General features: G+C 58.4%; 2 protein-coding genes. Both read left to right on the forward strand.

What is annotated here, in order from left to right:
- Positions 1 to 6 precede the first annotated feature (6 nt).
- Entirely contained in the window at positions 7 to 513 is a 507-nt protein-coding gene (comD, locus tag TRL7639_RS22730) for a sulfopyruvate decarboxylase subunit alpha (protein WP_085798195.1), read from the forward strand.
- Positions 510 to 1,054: sulfopyruvate decarboxylase subunit beta (gene comE, locus TRL7639_RS22735; protein WP_085798194.1), on the forward strand; the 545-nt coding region annotated here is incomplete at its 3' end. The genes comD and comE, both read left to right, overlap by 4 nt.

Here is a 1,054-nt window from a genome sequence, read left to right on the forward strand (position 1 = left end):
CCGCCGATGAGTATTGACGCCCGGATCGCGGATGATCTGATAGCCAACGGGATCGAGTTTGTGACGACCGTTCCCTGCAAACAACTGGCCGGAGTGATCGAGGAGGTCGACAAACGGCCCGAGATCCACCATGTGCCCTCGAACAAGGAAGACGAAGGCATGGGCCTGTGTGCCGGCGCCTGGATGGGCGGTAAACGCCCCGCCATCATCATGCAAAACACCGCCATCGGCGTCACGATCAACACTCTGGCAACCTTGATCCAATACTATCGCATGCCGCTGCCGATGCTGATTTCATACCGCGGAGAGCTGCGTGAACCGGTCGCTTGCCAGGTTGAAATGGCGGTGCACACCAAGGCGCTTTTGGCGCAGCTGAACATCCCAACCTACCATTTTCATTGGCAAAAAGACGTCGAAGAGCTGGACAATATCCTGAAATACACCTTCATGAGCAACAAGCCCGTGGCGATCCTGACCGACGCCAATTTCTGGGGAGGCTATGGCGACCAATGATCCGTTCAGAAATCCTTAAGGAAATTGCGCCTATCCTGCGCGAGCAGCTTGTGGTCTGCAACATCGGCATCCCCAGCCAGGAGCTGCACGCCATCGACGACCAGCCCAGCAACTTTTACATGCTGGGGACGATGGGATTGGCCTCGTCCATCGGGTTGGGCCTGGCGCTGTCGCAGCCGAAACCGGTTGTGGTGATTGATGGCGATGGCTCGATCCTGACCAATCTGGGCACGCTGCCGACGATCGCCAACAACGTGGCGGAGAACTATGTGCTGCTGATCATCGACAACGGGTCCTATGGCTCGACCGGGGATCAGCCCACCTATGCGGGGATGAAAACCTCGCTCAGCGCCATGGCGCGGGCGGCGGGCTGCGAAAACGTGGTCGAATGCCAGGCCGCCGACACGGGTGTTGCACTGCAGGCGGCGCTGGACGGTGGCAAGATGACCGTGATCGTCAGCAAATGCGAAAGCGGCAACGCAAAAATGCCCGTCATCACAATGGACCCCGTCGTCATCAAGGACAGGTTCATGAAGGCTGT

The organism is Falsiruegeria litorea R37 (genome assembly GCF_900172225.1).
GTDB lineage: Bacteria > Pseudomonadota > Alphaproteobacteria > Rhodobacterales > Rhodobacteraceae > Falsiruegeria > Falsiruegeria litorea.

Excerpts from the sequence above, each read along its gene's own strand:
- comD (WP_085798195.1), top strand. The coding sequence starts at position 7 with ATGAGTATTGACGCCCGGATCGCGGATGATCTGATAGCCAACGGGATC.